The sequence below is a fragment of the Texcoconibacillus texcoconensis genome (assembly GCF_014202575.1).
Lineage (GTDB): Bacteria > Bacillota > Bacilli > Bacillales > Salisediminibacteriaceae > Texcoconibacillus > Texcoconibacillus texcoconensis.
This window is the reverse complement of sequence record NZ_JACHHB010000005.1, coordinates 159,489-183,458: the sequence shown is the minus strand read 5'-3', so window position 1 is coordinate 183,458 and position 23,970 is coordinate 159,489. Positions and strand designations below refer to the sequence as shown.

Here is a 23,970-nt window from a genome sequence, read left to right as displayed (position 1 = left end):
TGAAATGAAAACAGTGATTGGGAAAGGTACAACGATTGAAGGAACAGTTCACATTGACTCAAGTATTCGGATCGATGGAAATGTTTATGGGGAAGTAAAAAGTTCAGGAGACGTGACAGTAGGTTCTGAAGGATATGTTGAACATGATATTTTTGCACGAAATATTCATATCGCAGGAAAAGTAAAAGGGAATGTGGATGGCGAGGAGAAGGTTCATTTGTTAGACTCAGGTTATCTCGAAGGGTCTGCGACAATGGATAAACTCGTCATTGATGAGAACGCGCATTTCCATGGCCAAAGTTTCATGAAAAAGAATGAAAAACATTCTCCTCAAGTTATTGATGGAGATATGTTTACAGTCCATGAAGGTGAAAAAGAACAGGCACAATAATGGGTGTGAAAAGAGAACCAGCTTGGTTTTTAAGTGACTGATTGGTTCATATATTATGGTGCGATCAAAAAAACACCGTGAGCTTCGTCGTTTCTACTGAAGCTCACGGTGTTTTTTATGATTCCAGCATGCCCCATCCACTAGAAAGCTCAATTTCGGGGAATTTTTGTTGGAACATTGTTAATACAAACTCGTTTTCAAATAAAATAACTGGACGATCCTTATGGTCGTGGACGAGCATTCGGCGTTGATCAGTCATCTTATCGGTAATCGTTCCACCTGTTACCCAACGGGCAATTTCATGACTGTATGGTTGAAATTCGATGTCCACCTTGTATTCATTCTTCATTCGATATTCAAATACTTGGAATTGTAGTTCCCCAACGGCACCGACAATGTAATCATCAAAATAAGGTGTGCGGTATAGCTGGATTGTACCTTCCTGAACGAGTTGGTCCATCCCTTTATGGAATTGTTTATGCTTTAAAGCATGTTTTGCCGTGACTTTTGCAAACTGTTCTGGTGGGAATTGTGGCATTTCTTCATAATGAAATGAGTCATTTCCTGTCACGAGTGTGTCGCCGACTTGGAACGTGCCGGTATCGTATAAACCGATAATGTCGCCAGGGTATGCTTTTTCGACGGTATCGCGGTCAGAAGCGAAAAATTGTTGTGATTGGTTCAGTTTCATTCGTTTACCAGTTCGCGATAGTTCAATATCTATACCGCGTTCAAACGTGCCTGAGCAGACGCGGAGGAATGCGATTCGGTCACGGTGTGCCGGATTCATATTCGCTTGAATTTTAAAGATAAATCCAGAGAAACGGTCGTCATCGGGTGAAATTTCCCCCGATGTAGAACGGCGAGGTTGTGGTGAAAGAGCTAAATCGACAAAGTGATCAAGGAATGATTGAACGCCGAAATTGGCAAGGGCACTTCCGAAAAAGACAGGTGTCATTTTTCCTTTTTGAACTTTTTCACGGTCAAAATCGTTACCCGCTTCATCAATTAACATAATGTCTTCATCTAACGCTTCACGGTCTGCATCGGTAAGTGGCGCTTCAGGGTCATCGATCTGAAAAGTTTGTCGTTCGTCTCCTTCATCTCCCTCTTGAAATGATTCAATCGTTTCATCTGCACGACTGTATACACCACGTAATGTTTTCCCCATACCGACAGGCCAGTTCATCGGGTACGTTTCCATTTCAAGGGTTTCTTCAATTTCCGTTAATAAGTCGAGCGGTTCCCGTCCTTCACGATCTAACTTATTAATGAACGTTAAAATCGGAATTCCCCGCATACGGCAAACTTTAAATAATTTTAACGTTTGTGCTTCGATCCCTTTTACACTATCAATCACCATGACAGCTGTATCAACAGCAGTGAGGGTACGGTATGTATCTTCACTGAAGTCTTCGTGTCCAGGTGTGTCAAGGATATTAATGTGGACACCATTGTAATTTAACTGCATGACACTGGATGTGACAGAAATCCCGCGTTGCTTTTCGATTTCCATCCAGTCAGAGGTCGCGAATTTTCCTGACTTTTTCCCTTTCACTGTTCCAGCTGAACGAATACTTCCCCCTAACAAGAGTAGTTTTTCTGTTAAGGTTGTCTTACCTGCGTCAGGGTGGGAAATAATTGCAAAGGTACGCCGGTTTGCTGTTTTTTCCATTGTTGACCATCCTTTTATAATAAAATTTCCAATTACGATAATTGTTTAGGTGTTATTCTTCCTTTTTTCTAACCAATCATCAATAAATCCATACAAAAACCCTTGAAAAAGGGTGAAAACGAAGATCGTGCTTAACATACCTAAGTCAAATACGTAAACTTGCATAGCCATTTCCGATCTCATAAACATGAAAGATGATACCGAAGCAAATGAAAGTAACCAACCGATTAATAAACTGTATATGAGCTTAAAAATACGTCGTACGACGATCGTGTCGTTTTGTTTAGCTAGTAAAAAACTGATGATTGCTATGATTGCATGTAAGCTTGTTACAATCGTAATAACGCCAAATGATGTTGCTGTTGAGAACATAAACATTCCCCCAACTTTCTCGCTCACTCATATGTAAGCATAGTTTACCTGGAAAAGAAAGACGTCCGCTATTTCGAAACATGAAATGAACCATAATCTATTGTAACGGGAATTCGTGCAGAAGGAAATGGAAAATCAACGAGATGCTTATGAAGATTTTTGGATGAAGGATGGAAGCTGTTTGCTTTTCAGCATATTTACTTGTTAAAATATAAAGGTTATTTCCCCTCTTATTATCAATAACCCCCTCTCCTCAATGTTAACAAAGCAGCTGAATGAAATAAGATTACATAAATAACTTAAGGTGGTGTTATTGATGGAAGCACATGAACACCCAGACTTTGAACAAGAAAAAGAACGACTAGCGTATACGAAAGCCTATATACAAGCTGTATTAGAACAAGCTGAGAAAAACCGCAGTGACTTTCAAGGCAATATTAAAGAAGCATTAGTTGAACTTGATCACCTCGATAGTAGTTTAAGTTGGGTAAATATTTTAGCCAATGCGTCTATGCTAGAAATGACGCAACGAAATTTACGTCAACTTTCTTACGTGCAAGACCGCCCGTATTTTTCTCGCATTGATTTCACCCCTGATGGATCTGAAAAAGAAAAACTATATATTGGGAAGACGTCTTTGTATCGAAAAGATAATCAACAACCGATCATCGTTGATTGGCGTTCACCGATTGCGAACCTTTATTACGAAGGACAAATTGGTCGAGTGAGTTATGAAGCCAATGGTGAGACTTATACAGGTGATCTATCTGAAAAGCGGCAGTATGTGATTGATAAAGGGGAATTACAAGAAATCCGAGATATCGATATCACAGCGCGAGACGAAATGTTGCAAGAGTCGTTAACGACAAATGCCGATCATCGTCTAAAAGATATCGTATCAACAATTCAAGAGGAACAAAACCGCATTATTCGTGCCGATATGGACCGTCCGCTCATTGTACAAGGCGTAGCAGGAAGTGGGAAAACGACGATTGCTTTGCATCGGGTCGCATTTTTTATCTATACTCTTGCTGAATCTTTTAAACCTGAACAAATGATGATTATTGCACCTAACCGACTCTTTCTCGATTACATATCAGATGTCCTTCCTGAGCTTGGCGTTGACGAAGTTCAGCAAACGACGTTTCCAGATTTCGTTCAACAAACGATTGGTGCGAAGCTGCGTTTTGCGAATCGCGATGAAAAATTAACGCAATTATTGGCGCAACAAAATCAAGTATCAAGCCAGTGGACGGAGTGGGTTGCTTCTTACAAAGGTTCACTCACGTTTATGCAAGTGCTCGATCGTTATTTGCAAGATGTCATTGATGAGATGGTACCTAAAGGTGATCTTACGCTTGAGCGGTTTACGATATATTCAGAACAAGATATCAAACATTGGTTTTTCGACGAATACACGTATTTACCCCCTTACCGTCGAATTGAAAAAATGAAAAACGTCTTGAAAAAACAAGCAAAACGTAAGGCAGATGAAAAAATTGCGCAAGTCTCCGATGTTTACGACGAGAAGATTGAAAAAGTGATCTACGGGATTCGTGATGAAACCCAGCGCCGTCAAAAAGTTACGACCTTGTCTAATAAAAAAGATGAACATATTGAGCGTTTAAAAAACGAAGCCAAAAAAATGCTGACTACATACTTTAAACAAGTGAAAAAACATAAAGTTCTTGATATCTACTACGATCTTATGACCGACATTGAAAAATTGAAAACGTATGGCGCTGTCAATGACGAAGAGGCAAAGGCACTGGCAATGTCGGTGCAAGAAAAGAAAGCGAAAACGAGTGTCCAACTTGAAGACGCAGCCCCACTACTTTATATTCATCACCGTCTGTACGGTGTAGAAGAAGAAAAGGCGCCGAAATACTTGGTCATCGATGAAGCGCAAGACTATAACTCATTTGAATTCGCGGTTTTAAAAGGGATCTGTAATAGTGAGAAATGGACGATTCTCGGTGATTTAACGCAAGGGATTCATTCTTATCGAGGGACGAAAACGTGGCAACAATTGATGGATGATGTTTTTCCAAATGCAGAATATGCTACACTGACGCAAAGTTATCGTACAACGGTTGAAATTATGACGGAAGCGAATAATATGTTAGAGCGAAGTGAAGCAGAAGGTTATTTGTTAGCGCAGCCTGTTGTCCGTCATGATGAGCGTCCGAGTTATGAGATTGCAAATACGAATCAAGATTTTGCGGTAAAAGTTCGTGATATCCTAGCTCTTCAAGGGGATACCTATCAATCATTTGCGATCATTGGGAAAACCGATCAAGAATGCGATAAGATTGCAAAACGGTTAAAAGAAGATGATATAGAGATTCCTGTTCTTTCTGACCAGGATGAGGAATTTAATGAGCAATGCGTAATTGTCCCTTCTTATTTGGCGAAAGGATTAGAATTTGACGTCGTTGTTATTGCAACGGTTGATGAAAGTTATTCAGAGAACGAACTTGATACAAAACTACTTTACGTGGCGATGACAAGAGCGTTACACCGTTTGTTTTTCATAAGTTTCGGTGATATGTCAGGCATGCTAGGTCAACTTTTTAAACAGACTGGGCAATGAAGAGGAATAAACGAGTAGTTGGAGAATTTACGTATCATATATGGTAAAATATAACGATGTATATGGTTTTAGGAAAGGAGTATCTTCATTGATTACTTTGAAATCAGAACGTGAAATTGAACTTATGCACGAAGCAGGAAAACTTTTGGCTCGTTGTCATAAAGAAATTGCGAAAATGATTAAACCGGGTATTACGACACAAGAAATTAATGATTTTGTCGATGACTACATTACACGCCACGGGGCTACCGCAGAGCAAAAGGGATATCAAGGCTACGAATATGCGACGTGTGCTTCGGTTAACGATGAGATTTGTCATGGGTTTCCTCGTAATGAACCATTGAAAAATGGTGATATCGTTGCGATTGATTTCGTGTTAAATCTAAATGGTGGTTTGGCTGACTCTGCGTGGACCTACATCGTTGGAGACGCATCACCTGAAGCACAACATTTATGCCAAGTGACGAAGGAATCGTTATATCGGGCGATTGAGCAAGCGCAACCAGGGAAAAGAATCGGTGACATCGGGCACGCGATTCAAGAGTACGTCGAAGGGGAAGGTTTTTCCGTCGTACGTGAATTTGCAGGGCACGGAATCGGCCCGACGATCCATGAAGAACCAAATATCCCCCACTTTGGAGAGGCAGGAAAAGGAAAGCGTCTCAAACCAGGTATGGTGATTACGATTGAACCAATGATTAATACAGGAACATGGACCTCGGAAATGGATGATAATGGATGGACTGCGCGTACGAAAGATGGGGGCCTGTCTGCTCAGTATGAACATACAATCGCGATTACAAAAGAAGGTCCAGTTGTTTTGACAGAGCAAGAAAACGTATAAATCCCGTTTTAAGAGAACCAATCGTGATAACATTTACGATCGGTTCTCTTTTTCACGAAAAAGTGATTTATAATCCAGTGCAGACTGGTGAGGACATATATTCCGCTATTATTTAAAATCAGCCACTTTTTTTACGGGATACGGACACTGGTTCCGTTATTTGTTGAAAATTAGGCAAATTAACCCCATTTTGGGCTGAATAACGGAACATATGTCCATTTCCTCCTTGAAAAAAAGCAATATAACGCAAATAACGGATCTCATGTCCGCTAGACAACCTTATCGAGACAAGGAGGAGTTAAAATGGAAGGAAACCCACAACGTTTACGATATTTATGGACGATATTCATCGTGTCTTTCCGTCTTGGATGTACATCATTCGGGGGGCCGGTTGCTCATCTTGGTTATTTTCATGAAGAGTATGTTCGGCGTCGTAAATGGTTAGATGAAAAAAGTTATGCAGATTTAATCGCCTTAAGTCAATTTTTACCAGGTCCTGGGAGTAGCCAAGTCGGAATGGGAATTGGAATGATGCGTGGAGGATTGTTAGGTGGAATGGTTTCATTTTTAGGTTTTACACTTCCTTCGGTCATCATTTTAGTGTTATTTGCCCTCTTTATACAACAAGCAGGCGTAGATACTCAGACTTGGATTCAAGGATTGAAAATTGTAGCTGTAGCTGTTGTTGCACATGCTCTATTAGGAATGGGGAAAAAATTAGCACCTGACCGTGACCGAGCGACCTTAGCAGTTGCTGCATTTATTGTAATTACATTGATTCAGACGACTTGGAGTCAAGTCGCAGTCATCTTGTTGGCAGGCCTAATCGGTTACTTTTTATTTACTAGAACAGAAGAAAATGAAGAGGGTGCGATGACTCGGCTGCCTATTAGCCGAAAAACGGGTGCACTTAGCCTTACTTTATTTACTCTTTTACTAGTGGCACTTCCATTGCTCAATTATGTGACGACCTCACTTTTCGTTCAACTTATTGATTTATTTTATCGTGCTGGCTCTCTCGTTTTTGGTGGTGGACACGTTGTTTTACCATTATTAGAAAGAGAAGTCGTGCCTACTGGTTTGGTAGGGGAAGAAGCCTTTTTAGCCGGTTACGGTGTGGCCCAAGCTGTGCCAGGTCCATTGTTTACGTTCGCTTCATACTTAGGGGCAGTCATCGGAGGATGGCCGATGGCGATCTTAGCGACGGTGGCGATATTTCTACCAGCATTTCTTCTCATCATTGGTGTCCTACCATTTTGGGATGAACTGCGAACAAAAAAATGGGCTAAAGGAGCTTTGAAAGGGATTAATGCGAGTGTTGTAGGGATTTTAGCGGCCGCATTTTATGATCCGATTTGGACGAGTACAATTCATCACACATATGATATTGCAGGAGCAGCCTTCTTATTTGCTATGCTCGTCTATTGGAAGCTGCCTGCATGGTCGGTCGTATTCGTTGGCATTTGCTTTGGTAGTTTGTATACATTGTTCTTGTAGTGGGGGAGGGGTTTGTGAATCTATCTAAGTATCATCGACGACAATCGAAGGGATTGTTTATCTTAAGTGGTGTTTTCAGGGGAATTGGAAAAATTCATTTTAGCACCTGTTATGATCAAACTTCATTTTACATGATCCTTGTCGTTTGACGTTGTTGTTTATTGAATGAGATGATCGGGAAATCTTTGAATAGAAGGAAGAGCGAACGAATTAAAAGGAGCGTCAACATTGATTGAAACAACATTTGCACCAATGACTGAACACCAGTTAAATCAATTACAAAATCAAATCGTAAAAGAAGAGCATTTACCTTTTTATGATATGCTCATGGACAAACGGAAAACTTCGACATTTTTTGCCCAATGGAATGATGAAGATCTTGTCTCGGTTGTCGCATTTCATGATGAATATTCACTGCCAACTTTCGCTTATTATTTCCCAGGCAACTTAGAAGCTGTGGATGTTGAGAACTTGTTTCATGAAGCAGAGAAATCTGTGAAATTTTCACATGAGGGGATTGCGCTCTTAAAGGAAGAAGAATTACCGATGTTTTACCATCACGGGACAATGATTGCCCCACCAAGGAAAATGCAGCTCATGAGACATCAGGATGACACAAAATTAATGAGTGAAACAAATGTGCAGGAAATAAGACGAGAAAATCACGAAGAAGTTCAAGCCCTTGCGGAAGAACAAGAGCTTTTGACATTTTCCAAAGATGCATTCGAAAAGTTTCCCTTCTTTGGGGTGTGGGAAAAGGGGCGCTTAGCAGCAATGGGTGGATTTAGCGCTTTTAGTGAACATTATGTAGAAATCAATCATGTAGCTACTGCATCATTTGCCGATCGAAAAGGCTGTAGTCAAGCGGTTAACAGTACACTCACGGAAATTGGAAAGCAAACTTCAAGTGTTTATGTTTACGTTTATGCAGATGATATAGCTTCAGTTCGTTTATATGAATCACTTGGATTTGAGGCAGTGAACGAACGTTTTTTTGTTCCGTTTATGATCGGAGACTAAAAGGAGGGAGTGCATGAGAAAGTACCTTAGAAAAAGCGTGCAGGTTATCGTAGATAGGCCCCTTGGGACGGTTGACCCGAATACAAACCGTGAGCTTCCGATCAACATCGGTACTTTACCAGGAACTGTGACGATAGATAACAGCGAAGTGAACGCGTATATTCTCGGTGTATCAAAACCACTTACTTTTTTTAGTGGTACAGTTATTGCTCTTGTCCAGCGCAGTAACCATCCTTCAACAGAAATAGTCGTCGCTTCAGAACAAGCAGTATTTGAAAAAGAAAATATTCAAGAACAGCTCAACGCTTTATATCCCGACCAATACATATCAGTCGTGATGGCTTAAGTGAATCTCTCCCAACTTCTAAGATTAAGTTGGGAGATTTTTTTGTGTCGTGTGCCTATTTACAGAAAAAAGTAAAAACGATATACTACATTACATGACTAATGCACTGACTTAGTATGAGAGGAGGCGAGTTTCATTCTAAATCCTGACGATACAAAGCCAATCTATATTCAAATTGGAGAATGGTTGGAAACGGAAATCCTATCAGGTCATATCGAAGTCGATGAAAAAATGTATTCTCAATATCAATTGGCAGACATGTTTAATATTAATCCAGCGACAGCGGCAAAGGGATTAAATTTGTTAGCTGATGCCAACATCGTTTATAAAAAAAGAGGTTTAGGGATGTTTGTTTCTTCTGAAGCGAAAGCACTGATTATAGACAAAAGAAAAAGTCAAACATTAGGAAAACTCGTAAAAGAAATTGTAAAAGAGGCGAATTATTTAAATGTAAGCGAAGAGGAACTCGTGGAGATGGTTCGTGTCGAAATGAGAGAAAAGGGGGACTCACGATGACTGTTGTCAGGTGTGAAAATGTTAGCAAAGTGTATGGAAATAAGAATGGGACACAAGCTTTAACAGGCCTCTCGGTAAATATAAAAGAAAATGCGATCACAGGTGTGATTGGTCGCAATGGAGCAGGGAAAACAACGTTTTTAAAAACGGTTGCTGGTTTTCTTCGACCAACGCAAGGGACGGTGAAAGTGTTTGCTGAAAACCCATTTCACCATATAAAGGTAGCTGAGAATACAGTTTTCATTGACGGTACGATGATGTTTCCACCGACATTGACACTAAAAGATATTTTGCAGGAAGCGGGGCGTTTTTATAAGAACTGGGATGTTCAGCTTGCCGAGAAATTGTTTTCGTACTTTGCACTTCCTTGTGACAAATATCATCACCAACTATCAAAAGGGATGAAAAGTACGTTTCATATGATTATTGGAATCTGTGCAAGAAGTCCATTAACAATTTTTGATGAACCGACAGAAGGAATGGATTCGGCTGTACGTAAAGATTTTTACCGAACACTATTGAAAGATTATCTTGCACATCCGCGCACCATTCTTTTATCTAGCCATCACTTAAATGAAATAGAGGATTTACTTGAAGAGATATTCATCATTCACCAAGGAGAGAATCGACTTCATTTACCGGTTGATGAGGTCAAAAATTATGCCATTGGTTTGACAGGCGAGAAAAAGGTGATTGAACGTATCTGTAAAAATCGCGAGGTGCTTTATAAAAGAGAGATCAGCCATCAATATATTTATGTTGTTGTGAAAAATGACTTATCCAATGGTGAGAGAGTTCAGGTAGAAGGGGATGGCGTGAAAATATCAGCAGTAAGTACAGAAGATGTGTTTATTTATCTCACACAGCAAAAGGAAGGAGGGATTGATGATGTTTTGGAGAGAAGCTAGCGTGCTCGATGTTGCTCATAAACAATTTGTCTATAAATTGAAAGCATACATTAATGTGTTTAGTGCCTTGGTTGGGGTTCAATTATTAGGCCTTCTATTTTCTTTAAATCCTATTGGGGGAAGTGGAACAAGTTCTGGTGGGATGTCTTTTTCAGCACAGTACTATTCGGGGGATATCATCGTTTGGTTTACGTTGTTTTGGGGATTTGTTGTCGCTGTGACGCTTACGCAAAAAGGGTATAGAGATATCGATTTTACCTTTGTTTCGAATCGATTAAGTCATCATTTGTCGAATATATCATTTCTTTTGACAACAAGTCTAATCGGAGGCGTTTCAGCATTATGTGCGAGTGTATTGCTTAAAGTGATCATTTATTTTATGAATGATCCTGAAGTGACGGTTATTAAAGATAGTTATGCACTACAAGAATGGATATTAGGTGTGTTAGTTATTGCGCTTTACTTATTTTTGTTGACATCTAGCGGTTATTTTGTAGGGATGCTCGTACAATTAAACAAAATATTTATCGTGATTTTACCGGCTATTTTATTTGGCTTTCTCATTTTAGAACTTATGTTTGGGGGGGCGTTTGTTTCTCCTATTGTACAATTTTTTGCTACAGAAACGTCATTTCTATTATTTTCACTGAAAGTATTAATCACAAGTAGCTTACTTTTTGTGAGTTCGGTATTTGTTGGCCGTCGATTGGAGGTGCGATCATAATGCGATTGTTCTTTGTGAGTACTTTTATTTTTACTGTTTTGTTTTTAATCTTAGCTGTGATTTTTAAGATATTGTCTAAATCCTCCTTTTTTCAATACCGAAAGAGAGCCCAATCCATATTAATTATGTACGCATCGGTTTTATTTATTGCGGTCATTACCTTTTATATGATTCCAGAAAACAAGGATGAAGCTCATAACGATGTAAGTGAAGATGAGCTTAGGGAGATCGAACAAACGAGCCTTGAATTCATGGAAAATAAGAGGAAAGGAACCTTAGATGAAATAGAAGGTGTGTTTGCCAATGAGCGATCAACATTCACATTCGACCAAGAAAAATTAGCAATCACAACCTCAAGGCAACCAGACCAGCACACGTCTTTACAAGTTTATTTTGAATACGCAGAAATAGATAAAATCGAAGTGACACATTACATGACGCCGATGGTCATCGGTGGAAAAGATATGACAAAAGAACGTGAAGCGCCGGATATGTCTTTACAACAAGATGAACTTGTTTTTGTTGAGTCTAATGAACTCACTTTGGAAGAGAAGTCCTTTATGAAGGAATTTCCGATTACGCAATTTACAGAGGAGGAACGCTTTGGACATAGGGGACCGTCTATCAGGGGCAAAGAAGCGGTCTATGTACAGATTCCTAAAGAAATCAACGTTACAAGAACAAGCGGCCAAGTTGAAATGATTCAGTAGTAAGTGAGAACTTGCTTCCCTCTTCAACTCACCTTTATTGAGTTGAGAGGGGGGTGGCTTTTTTGAGCTTCTTTTATAATGACTCGTTTCGTTTTTCCCCTCTTTTGTGTGATATTTATACATATGTTTTCATATCAGTGTAAGCACCATCGACTGATTAAACATTTTGCTGAGAATGTAAAAATATGCTATCTTCACAATAATTAACGATGAGATTAATAGGGGGGCGAAAGCAATGGAACGGATTTACCTGGATTATAATGCAAGCACGCCACTAAAAGAAGAAGTTATTCGTGCTATGGAGCCTTTTATATACGATCATTTTGGAAACCCTTCAGCGAGTCATTGGGCAGCAAATAAGGCGTCATCGTCGTTAGAACAGGCAAGACATCAAGTTGCTCAAAGCATTGGTGCTCAAACTGAGGAAGTGATTTTTACAAGTGGGGGGAGCGAGGCGAATAATTTTGCATTAAAAGGTGTATTTCAATCTTTACGTGATCGTGGAAATCATATCATTACGTCTAAGGTCGAACATCCAGCGGTGATGAACCCGTGCGATTATTTAGAAAAACAAGGAGCGCAGGTGACATACCTTGAGGTTGATGAGTTTGGCCAAGTCGACCCAGAGGATGTAGAAAATGCGGTGACTGATGAGACGATTCTGATTTCAATCATGCATGCAAATAATGAAGTGGGAACCTTGCAACCCATTTCAGAGATCACAGCGATTGCTAAGAAAAATGGGATTGTTATGCATACGGATGCTTCCCAGTCTATCGGAAAAGTGCCCATTGATGTTGACCAGTTACAAATCGATTTATTAACAGTTGCTGGACATAAAGTTTACGCGCCGAAAGGAATTGGTGCCTTATACATTCGCCAAGGTACCCCCATTGAACCGCTTATTCATGGCGCCGGTCACGAAATGGGGATGAGAGCCGGGACAGAAAATGTCATGCTTGCAGTAGGTCTAGGTGAAGCTTGTTCATCCTCCACGTCAACTTCATCATTTCATCAGATTGAGGAGATTCGTCAGTTACGTGATAAATTTTGGGAGCGATTACATCGTTTACTTCACGGCCAATTGACATTAAATGGTCATCCAGATGAACGTCTTGCCAATACGTTAAGTGTGAATTTCCCTGGGTTTACGGGAGAAGAGGTCCTAAGACAGATACCAGAAGTTGCTGCATCAACTGGTTCTGCGTGCCATTCAGGTAATGTCCAACTGTCGTCTGTTTTAAAAGCAATGGGTGTGGAAGAACATGTAGGAAAGGGAGCAGTTCGTTTTAGTTTAGGTCATTATACAACTGAAAAAGACATCGATCGCGTGATTGACCTCTTGGAAGAACGTGTTCTGCAAAGAAAATATCAAGATTTGAAAATGAACGATTAAATGCCAAGGAACAGGGGAAACGAGCAAAACACATGTAATTTCACACAAGAGATTACATGTGTTTTTTTGGTGTATCAACGGGGAACTCTTGAGGAAAGAATTTTTCCATATGGGAAGAAAAAGAATTCCTTCAAACGGGAGGAAGGTCCTAATTCACTCATAAAATGACGGATTCCACTCATAACGGACCACGTTTCACTCATAAACTTCCTGATTTGGCTCAATGTGAGAATGCATCTATGTTTTTCAGTTTGGCACCTCACAAGTTGTATCCGTTAGTATTAACGCTTGTGCTATTTACTTTGACATAATCAATCGTCTTTTGTCATGTCTTGATCGTTTACTTATTGAATGCTTTGCAATTTTTCAATGATTTCTAATATCCCGTATAAAATCGCAGCGATTCCAAAGAAAATAAGTGTCGTTGACAGAGACGAAGCCATAGTAGAAAAATCAGATGAACGGAATTCTTCGAGAGTAAATATAGAGGAAATAATACCGAACGTTAGCGAAAGAAATAAAATGATGTTTATAAAGCGGATACGTGGATTCATCCGAAATCCCCCTCTCTGAAAGAGTATTCTTCATCAAATTTAACATAATGAACGTAATAGTAATAGGTGAAAAAAGTGATGTTTACCCATTATTCGATTTGAATATCTCGAATTGATCAAGGGCGGTATATCAGTTAAAAATCTTTAATAGACTCAGCAAGCATTGAAGAAGGAAGCTATGGTACGATAATAGAAACACCAATGTTGTGAACACAAAAGGAGTAAACAGTATGAATAGGATAAGACAAGCAATTACCTTCTTTTTTTTGACACTGTTGTTCGTATTGATCATCTCACCGGTGGAGTTGAGTGCCAATGAAAACGTGGATGAGTTGGATTGGGAAGAAGTGATTAACAAGCAACTTGATGAGTATGGCATTCCAGGAGCCACAGCTGTGATCTATCACGAAGGAGAAACAATAGCGAACATCGGAGCCGGATGGGCTGATATTGAAAATGAACAAGAGGTTCAAAGTGATAAGACATTGTTTCATTTAGGGTCACTTCATCAATGGGCTACTTGGGTGGGCCTTCTACAACTCATTGAAGAACGAGAAGTTCGTTTTAATGAGCCAGTTCAAAGACACCTTGACATCGATGGGCTTTTCGATGACACAGGTAGGCAAGTGACGATTAAACATTTATTGAATCACACAAGTGGTTTTGCAGAAACGAAAAATCTCTCAACGTCAAATGAAGATCACGTGTTGCCTTTATCTGAATATTTACATGAGTTTACTCCAGCAGTCATACAACAACCTGGTAGCGAAGTGATGTATTCAGAATATGGTGTTGCTTTAGCAGGCCAGATTATTGAAGAAGCATCAGGCCAGTCGTATGAATCATATATTGAAGAAAATGTGTTAAATCAGTTAGATATAGAAGGGTACGATATTGGTCAAAGGCCACGAGATTCAGAGTCTGTAAGTGTTGGTTATATAAACAACAACGAACAAGTTCCCGCTGAGTGGTCGAATGTGTTACCAGCTAATGGAGGATATGCAACATCAGAAGCAATGGTCTCGGTGATTGAACTGTTTCTAGGCGAACGGGAAGGGATTCTATCAACACCATCACTTGAACGTATGTTGACAACCCAGTTTACTCATGACGAACGCTTACCAGGGTTAACGGATGGTCTATATGAAAAGGATGTTCATGGCGAGCGCTGGGTCGTACAAGAAGGGGAGTCAAATTCATTTCAAAGTCTGCTTGCGGTTCACGATGATTCGAATACAGGGGTGTTCGTTTCTTATAATCATCCTGAAGGCTTAAAAGCGCGGGATGATTTACTTGAAAAAGTCACTGAAAAATACATTGAAAGTGAAAATGCAGCTATTGATCCTGTTAAAAATGACGAAATGGAACCATCTATCGGTGAATATACGGGCTCATATATGATGAATCGTGCAGAATCCAGTTCATTTCATGCAATATCGGATTTATTATTTAGAACCGTACGTGTTAATGAAGGAAATGAAAGCCTGATGATTGATGGTTACACGTTTTTTGAAACAGGTGAACATTTGTTTATTAGAGAAGACGGGAAGGAACAAATCGCCTTTGCAACGAATGAATTTGGAGCTATTGATCGATTAGTTTTGGATAATCGACCACTGGCGGTCGCCTATAAGCAAGCGTGGCATGAAAGCCAGGTGACTCACTTATTGTGGATCGGAGTTAGTGTCTTTACGTTTATCACGACGATGGTATCAATCATCATTCGCTTCATACGTCAAGTGCGCCGTAAAGGACGTCACACAGGTAAGAAGACTCACTTGAAACGTGGTGATATGATTGCGTTCATTCAATCCTTGTTCTACATCGCTGGATTAGCTAGTGTATTATGGATTATCGGTACTGGCACAGTTTATGAACATCAAACATTCACAGTTGTTAGTCTGTTGATGCTCATATTAGGGGCAGTGATGTCTGTTCTGCTTATTCCGTCACTGATTGTACGTTGGCGAGATGATGAAGGGAAAGCGTGGATGAGAGTCTTTTTCGGTTTTCATGTGTTCATTTCCATGTTTTTTATTATGTTTTTAAGTTATTGGAATTTGCTAGGGTTTCATTACTAATATATTTGTTGGAGGAGAAATATCATGGAAGAAAAAGGATGTATTAAGTGTGGAACGCGGGATGCAGAAACGAAAGAAATTGCGACTACAGGTACAGGGTTATCCAAATTATTTGATGTACAGCATAATCGTTTTATCGTTGTCTACTGTAAAAATTGCGGTTATTCGGAGTTTTATAACAGAGAAACGACGACAGCTTCTAATGTCATCGATTTCTTTTTCGGTGGCTAAAAGCAAAATATAGGGAGGCGACTAGATGTTTACGTATCCAATTGACCGTGACACTTCTTTGGAATTACTCCAATATAAGCACGCAGAGGCATTGTTTTATTTAACGGACACAGGACGTTCTTATTTAGGGAAATGGCTTCCTTGGGTTGAATATACGAAAACAATTGCCGATACGCGTGCGTTCATTCAATCAACGCTTCAAGATTTTGCGGGACAGTTTGGAATGACCGTCGTGGTTTTGTATCGCGGAGCGGTAGCAGGTGTTGTCGCTTTCCACGCATTTGATTGGATCAATATGAAAACGAGTATCGGTTATTGGTTAGGTGAACAATATCAAGGTAAAGGGTTGATTACGAAAGCAGTCAAGGTGCTCATCGATTATGCGTTTGGAGAACTTCGCCTGAATCGCATTGTCATTCAGGCAGCGGAAGATAATGTGAAAAGTTGGGCGATTCCAGAACGACTCGGTTTTACGTACGAAGGGACGCAAAGGCAAAATGAGCGGATTGGTAACAGATGGGTCGACCATCGTACGTATGCTTTACTGAAAGAGGATTGGCAACCACTGACGAGTACTTAAGGTTGCTCGGTTCGTATGACTTTACAGATTTTTTAGTCGTCGTTAAACTGGCATTACAACATTGAAAATACTGCATACGCACTAGGGGAGCGAAAGCTGAGAAACAGGTGATCCTGTGACCCTAAATACCCGAACTAGGTTATGCTAGCGTGGGGAAGTGCGGTGAATGATATTGACTACTTGTCATCAATCTAAACATTTGAAGAAATTCAATATGTTGATTCACTGCATATCCCTTTAGATATGTAGTTTTTTTGTGGGAAAAGGAGGAGAGAAATATGGAATCGTTAACTTGTGGAAACAGTCGGATCGTTGGTTGTCGTTTTTCTGTTCACCCGATGGCAGATGATTTTAAGGAAATGATTTTAACAGCTTTAAATGAAGTCGATATGTCTAAGGTTTGGTCAGAAACTGACGACATTACAACTTGTATCCGTGGACGCAGTGAACATGTTTTTGATGTGACAAGAGCGATATATGCGCGCCTTGCTGATACTGGCGTACATGTGGCTTTTAATGGAACATTTTCTGTCGGTTGTCCAGGAGATACTCAAGGCCATGCTTATATGGACGTCGATGGTGAACGTTTAAATATACCATTAGAACGCCAATCGTCAATGGATAGTTCTGCTCACTTTGCTGTTTACCCGATGGGCACAGAGAATTATATGCCAATCATTGCTAGTGCTGTAGAAAAAGCACAAGAACACGGTACGTTTACAGAAGGGGTTCATTATGCAAGTCGTCTTGATGGAAATGTACATGATGTGTTTGCAACATTAGAAGAAATGTTTGTAACAGCAGCCCAGCAAGATGAGAATGGTCACTTGCTACTAACGGCAACGTTATCGGCAAATAGTCCGTCGAAACAGAAAACATCATGAAGAAAGAGCGGATGCATATTATGCGTCCGCTTTTACGTGAAATATTCAATGTTCGCTTCTGGAAAATAGGAATGAACAAGACGTGTCAACGTAGATTCGATTTCTTCTTGTTCATCCGTTTGGTACACATATTTTCCAATTCCGTACTTCCCCCATTTGTATTTGCGTCTCTCTTCATCTAATTCCAGCTTTGTCATTGGATAATTTTTTTGAATCACGCGTTTTGCAGGTTTTGTAAAACGGTGCTGAATTAATTCGAATGTTAAATCACGACGGGCGGCGTGTGGGAGCTGTTTGTCTAGTTTCTGAAACATATCCTCGTAGCCTTCTTTCCAACCTTCATGTAAGTAAATAGGAGCAATGATAAAACCGAGTGGGTATCCTGCATCAGCGACCTTCGCAGCTCCTTCTATTCGCTTTGTTAAAGGAGAAGTCCCGTGTTCAAAATTTCGAATCACGTAATCTGCGTTGATGCTAAATCGAAAGCGCGTTTTTCCGTTATGTTTTGCATCTAAAAGGTGATCAACGTGATGATACTTTGTAACAAAACGTAGTTTCCCTTTTTCTGATTGACCAAAAAATTCGATCGCTCGTTTTAACGAGTGAGTGAGGTGATCAATACCAACGATATCGGAAGTACAGGCGGCTTCGAACCGTGTTTCTTCTGGGAGGCGTTCTTCCATATATTTTGTGGCTGCATCGAGGATCTCCTCAACATTCACGTAAGTACGTATATACGGTTTGCTTCCCATCGTTGTTTGTAAGTAACAATATTGACAGTGTCCCATACAGCCTGTAGCCAAAGGAATCGCGTATTCTGCTGAAGGTTTTGATGTATCAAATTTTAACGTTTTGCGAACACCGATGACGAGTGTTGATTTTGCATTTCGATATTTTTGTAAGTCATTCTCACCTGGAATATTGCGAACTTGATTATGCGAAGTCGTTTGTCGAATTTCAATGCCCATCTCAGCGAATTTGTTTTGAAGTTGTCTTCCTAAATCGTATTCTAAAGCACGTGGTTCAATATAAACCCGTTGTGGAATAAATGGTTCAATGATGATAAACACCCTCTTTAAGTAGTAAGATTTTTGTGTTGTTAGCCGACTGAGTAGTAAATGAGATGTTAGCTGGACATTTAGCTTTTTCACCTCATAAGCTACGGAATAAAGGTGTTATTCGTGTGGAAAACCGAAGACATCTTCATAAACTTCAGCTGCTTTATCATAATTAGAGAAAACAGCGAGATCTTTACTGATTGGATAATATTCTTCTCTAGAAAATAAAGATAGTTCTCCAGGCTGATGAGGACTTTCTACAATCGTCGCTTCTTGAATTTGTGCGACTGACTGTGTATGAGGGTTACGTTGGATGACGTAAACAGAATCCCCAGCTTGCCATTTTTCGTCGTTCATGATGAACCTCCTTTCTGTATATGCTTAGTTTGAAAGTGTTTTAGCTCGTTATACATAAAAAAGCCAGCAGGATGGATTTCCTGACTGGCTGAAATTACGCTATTCATGATCTTTCTGTTCGTTTTCACTTGAGGGAAGTTTTTCCTCTAACGTAGCAATACGTTTTTTTAGTTCATCGACTTCTTCCTTTGTCGGAAGATTCATGTCGTGTAAAAAAGAACGCATTTTCTCTTTAGATTGTTCATTCCATTCTTGTTCCTTATCTTCTCCTTTTTTAATCAGCGAATCAAACATATCTTCTGCTTCCTTTGGCGTCATCTGCCCTTTGGTGACTAGATCATCTAGGTAGTTCTGTGCTTTTTCTTTACTAGTAATAGCAGCTCCTAAACCGAGTAAGAATCCTTTTTTTACGAGTTCATTCATGATTATCCACGCTCCTTTAGATTAGTTGACAAATTTGAAATTTGTTTTATCCATTTTTTATGATAACGCATCGTTAGCGCCACCGACAGAGAAGAAATGACAGTAATACTTCCTGTTATAAAAGCAAAAAGTTTTTGTTCTAATAAAATAGCGATAAAAGTGAATGTAAAAGACATTAAGAATATTAGAATCGTGGTGATCATTTTCACAAGATAAGTATGATGGGTATATCTTTGTGCTTGTTTTTGTTGATCCCAATGTCTTTGGTACTTTGGCGATTCTAACCACCTGTTAAGGTTGCGTGGTATTGAAAGCATTGGTTTTGCTGATTCTTTAAGTACATGAAATGGAAGTTTATCTGTATTATTATCATCAATGTTTTCCAGCCACTCTTGAACGACCGGTTTTCCGAGCTCGATAAAATCAACGTCAGGATCGACAATGCTTAATACACCGAGGCAACTCGAGATTGCGCGTCCTAAAAAGGCGAATTCAGCAGGGAGTTGTATTGGCTGCTCTCGAACGAGAATTTGGATATCTCGTAGTATTTGTTCGATCATGTGCCGGTCCAATCGGCGTAAATCTTCTTCAAGGTAAAAATCTACAGCATTACGCAAGATCGATTCTAGTTTTCTTTTATCGGTGTTTGGAAGTAAAAAATTTAATGCCTCTAATTGTTCGAAAATGAGGTCGTAATCATCTAGAACAAACCCTTCGATAATCAACTTTTTAAAGTGGTAGGCATCTTGATTACGCAATTCGCCAACCATGCCAAAGTCAATTAAAACGACATGACCGTGTTCATTTACAAATAAATTTCCAGAGTGAGGGTCGGCATGAAATTTCCCTTCATCTATCGTCTGTTCGACAAAAGCTTTAAACAGGCGCTCTGCTAATTGCTTTCTATTGATATTATGTCGATCGAGATAGGACGTGTCGGTAATTTTTGCCCCCTCTATCCATTCCATTACAAGGACATGTTGTGTCGATAAATCGTCATAGTATGATGGAACATAAATGTCATCGTGTTGCTGAAATTTCCTTTGAAAATAATGTGCATTTTGAAGTTCCTTTGAAAAGTTTAACTCATTGCCAATGATATGAACCATTTCATGATAGAGGACATTGATGTCTGTCGTTTTAGCGATTTTTGTGAATCGCTTTGTCATCCAGGCAACAATACGTAAAGCCTTAAAGTCAGTTTTAAATATCTTTTTAATGTTATGGCGCTGGATTTTGATTGCTACTTTCTCACCGTTATGTAGTGTTCCCTTATAAACTTCGCCAACGGAAGCGGAAGCGATCGGTGATGTGCTCAAGTCTTTTAAGTAATGATCGTACGTTCTTCCCCATTCATTTTCTAAAACTTGTTTAGAAATTGTAAAAGGAACAGGGGGGACACGATCAACGAGTTCGTCCATTTCTTTTAAAAATACTTCAGGAAAGATATCGGCTCGTGTACTTAAAAATTGTCCAACTTTAATTAAGAGTCCTTCTAAATGAATGGCTTTTTCTCGATACTCTTCTGCGATTCCCTTCAACAATTGTTTCCATTTTTCCTGCGTATTTGCATCCCACGTTCGATTTCGTTTATTGAACCAATAGATTTTAAAAACAAACTTGATGAACATGGTAATAATGACGCTAATGCGGTAAATGGAGAGATTTTTCATAGCGTCACCTCCGTGAATAACGTTGAACGTTCAATCATACACCTACCTATTCCCGTTTATTCATAAATGTATGTCAGAAATTCTCGATATTCTAGAAATTTTAATAATTTGAAGGTGAAATTTGAAAACATATCATTGAAAGCATGGAACAGCTATGGGGGGAGGCTGGTACGGTGTAACGCAATAGAGTGAGTAGATAAACAAGAAAGAGTGGCAAGTGCCACTCCTTTGTTAGCGAATTTATTTTTTGAATTTACCGTAAAAGTAAGTAAGAGCAAATGGTATGATAATCGCGATCGCCATACCGATGAAAAATGGACCCCAATCTTGTGGGAAAATTGACAAGAATGCAGGTAAACCACCAACACCAATCGCAGATGCAAGGACGCCATTCATTGTAATAAACACAGAGGCAGTCGCTGCTCCAATGATGGCACAAATAAATGGATACATAAAGCGAATGTTTACCCCGAACATGGCAGGTTCGGTGATACCTAGGTATGCAGAAATCGCAGATGTACCAGATAAACCACGTAATTTTTCATCACGGGAAACAAACATCATCGCAAGTGCAGCGGATCCTTGAGCAATATTGGAAAGCGCCAGAATCGGCCATAAGAATGTTCCGCCACCACCAGCAGTCAATTGTAAGTCTACGGCTAAGAATGTATGGTGCATACCTGTGACAACAAGTGGTGCATAAAGGAGACCGTAAACGAGACCACCAATTGCAGGGACTGTATCAAAGATTGTCATGAAGAATGCAGTAATACCATTACCGACAGCAAATGTAACAGGTCCAATAATAATGAATGCAAGGAAACCAGTAACGAGCAACGCAATCGGTGCAACGACGAGCATTTTAATTGCATCAGGCACTCGTTTTGATAAGGCCAGTTCAATTTTTGCTAATACGTAAGCTGATACAAGAACCGGTAAAACTTGTCCTTGGTAACCAATCTGGTTGACTTCAAGGCCAAATAAGTTCCACGTAGGGATTTCACCTTCTGCTGCGGCATCCCCATATGCCCAAGCATTTAATAAATCAGGGTGAACGAGAATTAAACCGAGCACAATACCTAATAATTCACTACCACCAAATCGTTTCATTGCCGACCAACCGATTAAGACTGGTAAAAATGTAAAGGCAGCGTTTGCGATTAAATCGATAATATCAGCAAAGTCACCCCACTGAGGATATACCTCAACAACAGCCTCTTCCATGAAGATGCCAGGAGCTGTGAGAATGTTGTTAATACCCATTAATAAACCGGCGGTTACAATAGCAGGTAAGATTGGTATGAAAATGTCAGCAAGCATTTTAACAAATCGTTTGAACCAATTTTGGTTCTCAGCGGACGCTTCTTTGACATCATCTTTTGATGCTTCACCGATATTGGTTTGAGCAACCATTTCTTTATAGACAGTATCGACAGTACCTTGTCCAATGATGACTTGGAATTGCCCATTTGTTGCAAAGGAGCCTTGCACGATGTCTATTTCTTCTATCGCTTCAGTATCGACGACAGAGTCATCTTTTAATACGAAGCGAAGGCGTGTAACACAGTGCGTTGCTGTTTGCACGTTTTCTTCCCCGCCAATGGCGGCGAGGATTTGTTCAACTTGTTGTGTGTATTTTGCCACAACGAAACCCTCCTGTCAGCGTTTTCATTTAAGGTAAATTAACGTTGGTCTAAAATGTGGAATGCATTTACATCACCGAACAAGATGATATCCATCGTTATTATTAAACAGTACTGTGTATATCATTCAAAAAAATTATGTATGATGGGCAGTTCAGTAAGATAAACGCATTCACAATAGTTTGTATAGACAAGTTACGACATAATTCTACCTTGTATATACAAGATTGACAAGAGGTTGAAACATTTTCTTGTTTATTTTTTGGTTCAGGTGTGTTATTTACGAATTTTGAAATTATTATAAAATTTTCAGTTCCCCTATTTAGTGAAAGGGTTGAAAATTCAGAAATATATTGTCATTAACAGCTTGCAATGTTAACCTAATTTTAAAATTAGTTAACGAAAGGGTGGGAGCATGTCACTTAATATTGTTTCACAACGGAGATGGGGGGAGTTTGCCGCAAAGGTGTTAAAGGGGGAGCAGTTAACAATTGAAGAAGGATTGGAAGTTTTACAAGCCGACGATGATGAAGTTCTCCCCATATTACAAGCGGCTTTTCATGTCCGAAAGCATTATTATGGGAAAAAAGTAAAATTAAACATGATTATTAATGCCAAAAGTGGCTTATGCCAAGAGGATTGTGGCTATTGTTCTCAATCAATTGTCTCTGATTCACCTATTGAAAAGTATACGTTTTTAGATAAAGAAACGCTCGTGTCAGGAGCAAAAGAAGCGATGAATCGAAAAGCGGGTACATATTGTATCGTTGCTAGTGGTCGTGGACCAACGGACAAAGAATTAGATCAGGTGATTGAAGCGGTTGAGGAAATTACAGAAGAGATGCCGCTAAAAATTTGTGCATGCCTCGGGTTACTCAAAAAGGAACAAGCAGATCGATTAACTGAAGCAGGGGTGCATCGTTATAATCATAACCTTAATACGCATAAAGACCACCATTCAGCGATCACATCTACGCATACTTATGACGATCGTGTAGATACTGTTGAACATGCGAAATCATCAGGGATGTCACCGTGTTCAGGCTGTATTATCGGTATGGGAGAGACAGATGAGCAAATCGTCGAAACAGGCTATGCGCTAAGAGAGTTAGATGTCGACTCGATTCCAGTTAACTTTCTCCACCCGATATCCGGAACGCCTTTGGGCGATTTACAACGTACGAAACCGATGAAGGCTCTCAAAGTACTTGCATTAATGAGATTTTTAAACCCGTCAAAAGAGATTCGTGTCTCAGGGGGAAGAGAGTTAAGTCTACGTACGTTACAACCTTTAGCACTTTACGCTGCAAATTCAGTTTTTGTTGGTGATTATTTAACGACAGAGGGACAAGAAGCGTTTGATGATCATAAAATGATTGAAGACCTAGGCTTTGAAATTGAAGAGTGTGCCTTATAGTCCTAAGATATGTAGGAGGAAGAAAATAGGGGACGCGGACATGTATTCCGTTATTTTAGTGAATATTTCCGATTTTT

24 protein-coding genes and 1 riboswitch are annotated in these 23,970 nt (G+C 39.7%); of the genes, 16 read left to right on the top strand and 8 right to left on the bottom strand.

Annotated features, from left to right (window positions below):
• The first annotated feature begins 4 nt into the window (after window positions 1-4).
• Window positions 5-391 carry a bactofilin family protein gene (locus HNQ41_RS07255; RefSeq protein ID WP_184663758.1) on the top strand — a complete coding sequence of 129 codons (387 nt, stop codon included), beginning with the start codon at window positions 5-7 and terminating at the stop codon, window positions 389-391.
• A gap of 115 nt (window positions 392-506) precedes the next feature.
• Here HNQ41_RS07255 and HNQ41_RS07250 read toward each other — a convergent pair whose 3' ends face one another.
• Window positions 507-2,066: a peptide chain release factor 3 gene (locus HNQ41_RS07250; RefSeq protein ID WP_184663757.1), complete on the bottom strand. Its 1,560-nt coding sequence runs from the start codon at window positions 2,064-2,066 to the stop codon at window positions 507-509.
• Window positions 2,067-2,111: 45 nt separating this feature from the next.
• Window positions 2,112-2,438: a hypothetical protein gene (locus tag HNQ41_RS07245; RefSeq protein ID WP_184663756.1), complete on the bottom strand. Its 327-nt coding sequence runs from the start codon at window positions 2,436-2,438 to the stop codon at window positions 2,112-2,114.
• A 316-nt stretch (window positions 2,439-2,754) separates the two neighbouring features.
• Here HNQ41_RS07245 and helD point away from each other — a divergent pair, with 316 nt between their 5' ends.
• The 10 genes from helD to HNQ41_RS07195 all read left to right on the top strand — a co-directional run bounded on the left by helD (window position 2,755) and on the right by HNQ41_RS07195 (window position 12,992).
• Window positions 2,755-5,031: an RNA polymerase recycling motor HelD gene (helD, locus tag HNQ41_RS07240; protein WP_184663755.1), complete on the top strand. Its 2,277-nt coding sequence runs from the start codon at window positions 2,755-2,757 to the stop codon at window positions 5,029-5,031.
• An 88-nt stretch (window positions 5,032-5,119) separates the two neighbouring features.
• The gene (map, locus tag HNQ41_RS07235) at window positions 5,120-5,875 is read left to right on the top strand and encodes a type I methionyl aminopeptidase (protein ID WP_184663754.1); all 756 of its coding nucleotides are present in this window, start codon (window positions 5,120-5,122) and stop codon (window positions 5,873-5,875) included.
• Window positions 5,876-6,178: 303 nt separating this feature from the next.
• On the top strand, window positions 6,179-7,372 hold the full coding sequence (gene chrA, locus HNQ41_RS07230; RefSeq protein WP_184663753.1) for a chromate efflux transporter: 1,194 nt from the start codon (window positions 6,179-6,181) through the stop codon (window positions 7,370-7,372).
• Between the two features lie 228 nt (window positions 7,373-7,600).
• Window positions 7,601-8,392 (top strand): GNAT family N-acetyltransferase, encoded by a 792-nt coding sequence (locus HNQ41_RS07225; protein ID WP_184663752.1) that lies wholly within the window; start codon window positions 7,601-7,603, stop codon window positions 8,390-8,392.
• Between the two features lie 13 nt (window positions 8,393-8,405).
• Window positions 8,406-8,738 carry an inorganic pyrophosphatase gene (locus tag HNQ41_RS07220; RefSeq protein WP_184663751.1) on the top strand — a complete coding sequence of 111 codons (333 nt, stop codon included), beginning with the start codon at window positions 8,406-8,408 and terminating at the stop codon, window positions 8,736-8,738.
• A 135-nt stretch (window positions 8,739-8,873) separates the two neighbouring features.
• Window positions 8,874-9,254, top strand: a complete 381-nt coding sequence (locus HNQ41_RS07215) for a GntR family transcriptional regulator (protein ID WP_184663804.1) — start codon at window positions 8,874-8,876, stop codon at window positions 9,252-9,254.
• Window positions 9,251-10,162 (top strand): ATP-binding cassette domain-containing protein, encoded by a 912-nt coding sequence (locus HNQ41_RS07210; RefSeq protein ID WP_184663750.1) that lies wholly within the window; start codon window positions 9,251-9,253, stop codon window positions 10,160-10,162. Before HNQ41_RS07215 ends, HNQ41_RS07210 begins: the two co-directional genes overlap by 4 nt.
• Window positions 10,143-10,886 carry a hypothetical protein gene (locus tag HNQ41_RS07205; RefSeq protein WP_184663749.1) on the top strand — a complete coding sequence of 248 codons (744 nt, stop codon included), beginning with the start codon at window positions 10,143-10,145 and terminating at the stop codon, window positions 10,884-10,886. Before HNQ41_RS07210 ends, HNQ41_RS07205 begins: the two co-directional genes overlap by 20 nt.
• Entirely contained in the window at window positions 10,886-11,596 is a 711-nt protein-coding gene (locus tag HNQ41_RS07200; protein ID WP_184663748.1) for a hypothetical protein, read from the top strand. The genes HNQ41_RS07205 and HNQ41_RS07200 overlap by 1 nt, the downstream gene beginning before the upstream one ends.
• Window positions 11,597-11,831: 235 nt before the next feature.
• A complete protein-coding gene (locus tag HNQ41_RS07195; protein WP_184663747.1) occupies window positions 11,832-12,992 on the top strand; it encodes a cysteine desulfurase family protein in 1,161 nt (386 codons plus the stop codon).
• A gap of 344 nt (window positions 12,993-13,336) precedes the next feature.
• Here the strand turns inward: HNQ41_RS07195 and HNQ41_RS07190 are convergent, their stop codons facing one another.
• Window positions 13,337-13,546, bottom strand: coding sequence for a hypothetical protein (locus tag HNQ41_RS07190; RefSeq protein WP_184663746.1), 210 nt, complete (start codon window positions 13,544-13,546; stop codon window positions 13,337-13,339).
• 230 nt (window positions 13,547-13,776) lie between these two features.
• Here HNQ41_RS07190 and HNQ41_RS07185 point away from each other — a divergent pair, with 230 nt between their 5' ends.
• The 4 genes from HNQ41_RS07185 (at window position 13,777) to HNQ41_RS07170 (ending at window position 17,322) form a co-directional block, all read left to right on the top strand.
• Entirely contained in the window at window positions 13,777-15,627 is a 1,851-nt protein-coding gene (locus HNQ41_RS07185) for a serine hydrolase domain-containing protein (protein ID WP_184663745.1), read from the top strand.
• A gap of 24 nt (window positions 15,628-15,651) precedes the next feature.
• On the top strand, window positions 15,652-15,858 hold the full coding sequence (locus tag HNQ41_RS07180) for a zinc ribbon domain-containing protein (protein ID WP_184663744.1): 207 nt from the start codon (window positions 15,652-15,654) through the stop codon (window positions 15,856-15,858).
• Window positions 15,859-15,883: 25 nt separating this feature from the next.
• The gene (locus HNQ41_RS07175; protein ID WP_184663743.1) at window positions 15,884-16,438 is read left to right on the top strand and encodes a GNAT family N-acetyltransferase; all 555 of its coding nucleotides are present in this window, start codon (window positions 15,884-15,886) and stop codon (window positions 16,436-16,438) included.
• 73 nt (window positions 16,439-16,511) lie between these two features.
• Window positions 16,512-16,611: riboswitch (TPP riboswitch) on the top strand.
• A 105-nt stretch (window positions 16,612-16,716) separates the two neighbouring features.
• Window positions 16,717-17,322: a YkoF family thiamine/hydroxymethylpyrimidine-binding protein gene (locus HNQ41_RS07170; RefSeq protein WP_184663742.1), complete on the top strand. Its 606-nt coding sequence runs from the start codon at window positions 16,717-16,719 to the stop codon at window positions 17,320-17,322.
• Window positions 17,323-17,354: 32 nt separating this feature from the next.
• Here the strand turns inward: HNQ41_RS07170 and splB are convergent, their stop codons facing one another.
• From splB to treP, 5 genes are all read right to left on the bottom strand, one after another.
• Window positions 17,355-18,383, bottom strand: a complete 1,029-nt coding sequence (splB, locus tag HNQ41_RS07165) for a spore photoproduct lyase (protein WP_184663803.1) — start codon at window positions 18,381-18,383, stop codon at window positions 17,355-17,357.
• A gap of 114 nt (window positions 18,384-18,497) precedes the next feature.
• On the bottom strand, window positions 18,498-18,737 hold the full coding sequence (locus HNQ41_RS07160) for a transcriptional regulator SplA domain-containing protein (RefSeq protein WP_184663741.1): 240 nt from the start codon (window positions 18,735-18,737) through the stop codon (window positions 18,498-18,500).
• A 99-nt stretch (window positions 18,738-18,836) separates the two neighbouring features.
• Window positions 18,837-19,160, bottom strand: a complete 324-nt coding sequence (locus HNQ41_RS07155) for a phasin family protein (protein WP_184663740.1) — start codon at window positions 19,158-19,160, stop codon at window positions 18,837-18,839.
• 2 nt (window positions 19,161-19,162) lie between these two features.
• The gene (locus HNQ41_RS07150) at window positions 19,163-20,833 is read right to left on the bottom strand and encodes an ABC1 kinase family protein (protein WP_184663739.1); all 1,671 of its coding nucleotides are present in this window, start codon (window positions 20,831-20,833) and stop codon (window positions 19,163-19,165) included.
• 240 nt (window positions 20,834-21,073) lie between these two features.
• Window positions 21,074-22,477 (bottom strand): PTS system trehalose-specific EIIBC component, encoded by a 1,404-nt coding sequence (treP, locus tag HNQ41_RS07145; protein WP_184663738.1) that lies wholly within the window; start codon window positions 22,475-22,477, stop codon window positions 21,074-21,076.
• Window positions 22,478-22,891: 414 nt separating this feature from the next.
• On the opposite strand from treP, the gene bioB reads away from it, so the two are divergent.
• Window positions 22,892-23,893, top strand: a complete 1,002-nt coding sequence (gene bioB, locus HNQ41_RS07140; protein WP_184663737.1) for a biotin synthase BioB — start codon at window positions 22,892-22,894, stop codon at window positions 23,891-23,893.
• The last annotated feature ends 77 nt before the right edge of the window (window positions 23,894-23,970 follow it).